This is a genomic window from Kitasatospora sp. NPDC059747, assembly GCF_042732955.1.
In the GTDB taxonomy this organism is placed as follows: Bacteria; Actinomycetota; Actinomycetes; order Streptomycetales; family Streptomycetaceae; genus Kitasatospora.
On record NZ_JBHWGV010000088.1, the window covers coordinates 1 to 6,455 of the forward strand.

4 protein-coding genes are annotated in these 6,455 nt (G+C 71.4%); 2 read left to right on the forward strand and 2 right to left on the reverse strand.

Translation table 11 applies throughout. The features are described 5' to 3' along the window. Nucleotides 1-163 precede the first annotated feature (163 nt). Nucleotides 164-442, forward strand: coding sequence for a hypothetical protein (locus ACFV4G_RS30855; RefSeq protein WP_380445407.1), 279 nt, complete (start codon nucleotides 164-166; stop codon nucleotides 440-442). Nucleotides 443-681: 239 nt separating this feature from the next. Further along, complete coding sequence (locus tag ACFV4G_RS30860) at nucleotides 682-2,478, forward strand: NRAMP family divalent metal transporter (RefSeq protein ID WP_380445408.1); 1,797 nt, start codon at nucleotides 682-684, stop codon at nucleotides 2,476-2,478. Nucleotides 2,479-2,511: 33 nt separating this feature from the next. Here ACFV4G_RS30860 and ACFV4G_RS30865 read toward each other — a convergent pair whose 3' ends face one another. Together ACFV4G_RS30865 and ACFV4G_RS30870 are read right to left on the reverse strand one after the other, a co-directional pair. Further along, entirely contained in the window at nucleotides 2,512-3,846 is a 1,335-nt protein-coding gene (locus ACFV4G_RS30865; RefSeq protein WP_380445409.1) for a nitrate/sulfonate/bicarbonate ABC transporter ATP-binding protein, read from the reverse strand. Nucleotides 3,847-3,867: 21 nt separating this feature from the next. Further along, entirely contained in the window at nucleotides 3,868-5,544 is a 1,677-nt protein-coding gene (locus tag ACFV4G_RS30870) for an ABC transporter permease (RefSeq protein ID WP_380445410.1), read from the reverse strand. Nucleotides 5,545-6,455: the final 911 nt, after the last annotated feature.

Consider the following 6,455-nt stretch of genomic DNA (forward strand, 5'->3'; position numbering starts at 1 on the left):
GGCTAAAAATCAATGTCGTCAACACCTCCCTGGGCAAATGAGCCGTGTGGGGGGGGGGGCGGGGACCCCTTTCACCGGCCGCCGCCCCACCCGCCCGGAAGCCTGACCCGCCCGGAAGCCTGACCCGCCCTTCACCCCGAGGGGGAAGGGGAAGGGAGAAGCCGTGCGTCACACCCTCTCCGCCAGGCAGCACACCTGCCCGCGCGTCGCCCTGGCCCTGCACGACGGCGTCGAGCGTGCCTACCGCCTCGACGATCCCGGCAGCTGCCCGCACTCGGGCACCGCCGACACCGCCGCCTCGGCCTACGAGCCGCGCGTACACCTGGCCTACCTGCTCGCCCGCCAGGGCCACCGCGCCGACTGGCTCGCTCGCTTCGCCGACCTGCCGCCCGCCGCGGCCCACCGGCTCACCAGAGCCGCCCGCCGCTCCGCCGCCTGCTGACAGCGCGCAGGCAAACACCCACGCTCACTCGCCCCCACGGCGCCGGTGTGCCTTCGGCATGCCCGCGGCCGGTCCGATGGAGGTGACCGCCACACCCGTGGCGTCCCACGGCCACCACGGGTGCGGTGCACGCTGCCCAGCCCTTCACTGCGGCCCCGCCCGGCCGCTCTCATCGGCGTGCCCTGACACAGGCGTGTCGCCGGCCTGCCCCCCCGCAGACACCTCAGAGGAGAAGCGCGATGGCCTTCCACACCACTCGCCCGGCCCGGAGCCAGAGGCCCGAGCCCAGCGAGTCGACGACACCGCAGGCAGCGGTCGGCCCAGCGGGCACGGACAGCGCGCACGTCGGCGACATCGTGGGCGCGCTCGGCACGATCGAGCAGGACGACACCGGTCGACGCGGATCGCTGGGGGAGCGGCTCAGGGCCCTGCTGGTCGTCATGGGGCCGGGCCTGATCGTGATGGTCGGCGACAACGACGCCGGTGGTGTGGCGACGTACGCCCAGGCGGGCCAGAACTACGGCATGAAGCTGCTGTGGACGCTGGCCCTGCTGATCCCGGTGCTCTACGTCAACCAGGAGATGGTGGTCCGGCTCGGCGCGGTCACCGGCGTCGGCCACGCCCGGCTGATCTTCCAGCGCTTCGGCCGGTTCTGGGGGATGTTCAGCGTCGGCGACCTGTTCCTGGTCAACGCGCTCACCCTGGTCACCGAGTTCATCGGCGTGTCCCAGACACTGGACTACTTCGGCATCCCCCAGTACGTCTCGGTGCCGCTCGCGGCCGTGCTGCTGTTCGCCGTGGTGGCCGGCGGATCGTTCCGGCGCTGGGAGCGGTTCCTCTTCGCACTGATCGCCGTGAACGTGATCGTGCTCCCGATGGCCCTGCTCGCGCACCCGAAGCTCGACGAGACCGCGGCCGGAATCGTGCCGCGGTTCCCCGGCGGCCTCGACTCCACTCTGTTGCTGGTGATCATTGCCATCGTGGGGACCACCGTCGCCCCCTGGCAGCTGTTCTTCCAGCAGTCCAACGTCGTCGACAAGCGGATCACCCCGCGCTGGATCCACTACGCACGCGCCGACCTGCGGATCGGCATCGTGGTCGTGATGGCCGGCGCGATCGCCATCATGGCCACCGCCGCCTTCGTCTTCCAGGACACCGACCTGCTCGGCCGGTTCACCGACGCCGGAGCAGTCGCCGACGGCCTCGGCCGGCACGGCGGCCACACCCTCGGCGCGCTGTTCGCGATCGTGCTGCTCGACGCCTCGCTGATCGGCGCCAACGCCGTCAGCCTCGCCACCACGTACGCCCTCGGCGACACGTTCAAGAAGCGGCACTCGCTGCACTGGAAGCTGCGCGAGGCACCGCTCTTCTATCTCGGCTACGCCGTCCTGATCGGTCTCGCCGCCACCATCACGCTCACCTCCGACGCTCACGTCCAGGGCCTGATCACCCAGGGCGTCCAGGCTTTGGCCGGTGTCCTGCTGCCCTCGGCCACCGTGTTCCTGGTGCTGCTGTGCAACGACCGCCCGGTGCTCGGACCGTGGGTCAACACCGTGAAGCAGAACGTCGCCGCGGGTGTCATCGTCTGGGTCCTCGTCCTGCTCTCGCTGGCCCTCACCGCCGCGACGTTCTTCCCCGACCTCACGACCACCCAGCTGGCCTGGGGATTCGCGGCCGGTGCGTTCGTCGGCCTGATCGGCGGCGTCCTCATCGTGCTCCACACCCAGTACACGCAGCAGACAGCCCGCATCGAGGCCTTCAAAGCGCGGCACACGAAGGGCGATGCCTTCGGCGGTGTCACGGGAGAGGCCTGGCTGATGCAGGTCCAGCACGCGGACGGCTCGCCGCTCAGCAGGACGGAACGGAAGGTGGCCCTGGAGCACGACCGGACGTTCTGGCGCACACCAGCCCTGCATACCCTGCCCAGGCCGCAGTTCTCCGCTCTGCGGAAGGCAGGCCTGCTCACCCTGCGCGGCTACCTGCTCCTCGCGGTGACCTTGGTGATCGTCAAGACCGTCCAGCTGTCCACGAGCTGACCGGGGGCGGGGCTTCTCTACAGTGCCGATTCCCTAAAGCGCCGCTTCCGCCCCGGGTTCGAGAGCGAACTCGCCGTCGTCGGCGTCGTAGTCGTACAGCTCGCCGTACCGACCCCAGTCGATCGCGGTCTCGAGCTGCCGCCGCGCGTCCTCGGCGCCGTAGCCCGCGCGCAGCAGGTCCAGGAACAGGTCTTCGCGCAGCTTGTGGTCGTCGGTGGCGGCGAGGGTCTGGACGATCGCGCGGACCAGCGGGGCGCGGCGCGCGGCGTTGCGGGCGAAGAGCTGTTTGCTGGTGAGGATGTCGGCGGCGGCGAACTCGCGGCCGGCGTCGGTGATGGAGATGCGGCCGTCGGCGGTGGTGGCCAGTCCCAGGAGGACGGCGGCGTCGACGAGGGGCAGGAGGTCGTCGACCTCGAAGTTGAGTTCGTCGGCGATCTCCGCGAGGCCTTCTTCGCCGCCCATGGCGAGGAGGATTTCGAGGAGGCCGGCGAGGCCGCCGACGGTGGCCGGTGGCAGCGGGGTGGTGATCGGGGTGGCGGCCTGCGGGGCGGCGGGTTCGGCCTCGGTGCGGGCCTCGCGGCCGGTGAGGATGCCGTAGACGGTGTCGATCAGGGCCTCGAAGGCGGGGGCGTTGCGGTTGCGCGGCCGGGGCAGGTCGACGGCGAGTTCGGCGCTGATCCGGCCGGGGTTGGAGGAGAGGACCAGGACGCGGTCGGCGAGCAGGACGGCCTCCTCGATGTTGTGGGTGACGATGAGGATCGACTTGACCGGGGCCTCGTGGCCTTCCCACAGGCCGGTGAGTTCGGAGCGGAGGTTCTCGGCGGTGAGCACGTCGAGGGCGGAGAACGGCTCGTCCATGAACAGGGCGTCGGGTTCGACGACCAGGGCGCGGGCGAAGCCGACGCGTTGGCGCATACCGCCGGACAACTCCTTGGGGTAGGCGCCCTCGAAGCCGTCCAGGCCGATCAGGTCGATGGCCTTCAGCGCCCGCTCGCGCCTCTCCCGCTCGGGAACGTTGCGGGCCTGGAGGGAGAGTTCGACGTTCTGCTGCACGGTGAGCCAGGGCAGCAGGGCGAAGGATTGGAAGACCATCGCCACCCCGGGGTTGGCGCCGGCCAGTGGCTCGCCCCGGTAGGCGACGGTGCCGGCCGAGGGCGGGATCAGGCCGGCCAGGCAGCGCAGCAGGGTGGACTTGCCGGAGCCGGACTTGCCGAGCAGCGCGACGATCTCTCCTTCCGTCAGGCGCAGGCTGATGTCGTCCAGGACCGGCAGCGCCCTCCCATCGGGGGTGGTGAACGTCTTCGTCACGTTGGCTGCCTCGACGATGGTGGCCCCGGTGCGGGGTGTGCCACGGGTACCGGTGGTCATCGGTGTTCCCCTTCGAGTGGGTCAGAGCGAGTAACGGGTCTCGGCGAGGCGGTACAGGCGACGCCACAGCAGCCGGTTGAGGGCGACGACGTAGACGCTCATCACGCTTACGCCGACCAGGATCTTCGGGAACTCGCCGGTGCCGGTGGCATTGGCGATGTAGGCGCCGAGGCCGGTGGCCTCCAGGTGGTGGGAGCCGTAGTCGACGACCTCGGCGACGATCGAGGCGTTCCACGCACCGCCCGCCGCAGTGATCCCGCCGGTGATGTAGTACGGGAAGACCGCCGGCAGGATGAACGACTTCCAGCGCAGTCGCCCGCGGACGCCGAAGCTGGTCATCGCCTCGCGCAGGTCGGTAGGGACGGCGGAGGCCCCGGCGATCACGTTGAACAGGATGTACCACTGGGCGCCGAGCGCCATCAGCAGGATCGACCCGAGGTCGAGTGAGATTCCGGCGGCGACGAAGAAGACGGTCGCGAAGGGGAAGATGAAGTTCGCGGGGAAGCTGGCCAGTACCTGCACCACCGGCTGGGCGAAGCGGGTCACCTTCGGGTTCATCCCGATCCACACGCCGATCGGCACCCACACCACGGTGGCGACCGCGAGCAGGACCAGGACCCGGCCGAAGGTCGCCGCGCCCAGCGCGAAGGCGTGCCCGAACTCGGACAGGCCCACCGTGCCGTCCACGTACGCCAGCGCCCGCCACGCGCCGAACACCACCACGGCCGCGACCGCCCCGGCGAAGAACACGTCCCCGGTCCGCTCGCGCACCGGCGAGACCCCGAGCGGGTGCTCGGCCAACCCGAACGGGCGCGTCCAGCGCTCCAGCGCCCGGCTCGCCGGCCGCATCGGACGCCCGATCAGCTCCGGCACGCTGGAGCGGCGCAGGATGTCGAGCACCACGCTGCGCGGGCGCTCGGCCGCCTCCGACTCCTCCACCCGGAACCGTTCCGCCCAGGCCGTCATCGGCCGCCAGAACAGCACGTTCACGCCGATCACCATGACCACCATGACCGCGATCGCGATGCCGACCTGCCCGAGGTCGCCGGCCGCGATCGCGGTCGCCGCGTACGACCCCATGCCCGGCAGCGCGTAGTGGTGGTTCAGGACGCTGATCGACTCCGAGGCGGCCAGGAAGAACCAGGCCCCGCCGAAGCTCATCATGCCGTTCCACACCAGCGGGATCATCCCGCTCGGCACGTCCAGGCGCCAGAACCGCTGCCACTTCGTCAGGCGCATCACCCGCGCCGCCTCGTCCAGCTCCCGGGGCTGCGACATCAGGGAGTAGTAGAAGGCGAAGGTCATGTTCCACGCCATCGAGGTGAAGATCGCGAAGATCGACGCGCACTCCAGCCCCAGCGTCGAGCCGGGGAACAGGTTGATGAACGCGGTCACCGTGACCGACAGGAAGCCCAGGATCGGCACCGACTGCAGGATGTCCAGCACCGGCAGCAGCACCTTCTCCGCCCGCCGCATCCGGGCCGCTGCCGTGGCGTACACGAAGGTGAACGCCACTGACGCCACCAGCGCCGCGAACATCCGCAGCAGCGACCGCACCGCGTAGTACGGCAGGTTCGACGCGTCCGTGGACACCGAGGACGGCGCCGTGGACGGCAGGAACGGCGCGTCCAGCGACGGCGCCAGCTTGAGCAGCCCGTACAGCAGCGCCACCAGCGCCGCCGTCACCAGCACGTCCACCCACCGAAACGCCGGCCGCCGCCACACCCCCCGCGACGGGAATCCGCCCTCACCCGCCATCCGTCCGCCCTTCCACGCCGTGCTGCCCGGACTTCCCGCGGCCACTGAAGCACGGCCGGGCAGCCGCACAGCACGTTTGGATGGCTGAGACCCGAACGCTCACCGACATGGAGGATGGCCGGACCGTGGATCGACTCCGAGCGCACATGGCGCTGCCCGAACCGCACGGTGAACGATCGGAGCCGAGGCGCGCGAAAACGCCCCCGGCACGCCGATCGCGGCGGATTCCAGCGGTCGTCGCAACACATGAGCAGGTGAACCGCGTCGCCCCGGCAGGACCGACCGCGGGGTGGTGCCGCGCTGCTCCGAGTGGAGCCCGTGAATGGTGGACGTCTCCCCACGAACGCAGGCTGGCTTACACAGCGCCCGCACCGACGTCCCGGCGGCGGGCGGAGTCACCCGGCGTCGGTCCCGACGGGCGGCCGGGGACGACGGCGAAAGGCATCACATGGTGGAACAGGGCGTCGGTCAGGGCTGCCTGCCGACCGTTCGCGGGATCGGCAGGTCCGTGCGGAGGCGGATGCGGCGCAGGTGCGCGCAGAGGCGTTCCCCGGGGTCACCCACCGGGGTGGCGCTCGTCGCGGCCGGGCTGGCCCTCCTGGGGGCGCTCGGCCCGACACCCAGCAGCGCCGTGTCACCACCGCTCCGTGAGCCCCTGTCGGGAGCTCCGGCGCGGTTCGTGCCGGGGCCCTGCCCGGAGACGCCCGAGCCGGTCCCCGGGCGGTGCGGGGTACTGGAGGTGCCCGAGAACCGGGGGGGGGGCCGCGCGGCGGCGGGGGCCGCGCGGGGGGGGGCGGGGCGAGCGGCGCGCGGGGGCCGGCGCGCCGCGGCGCGCGGGGGGGGGGGTGGTG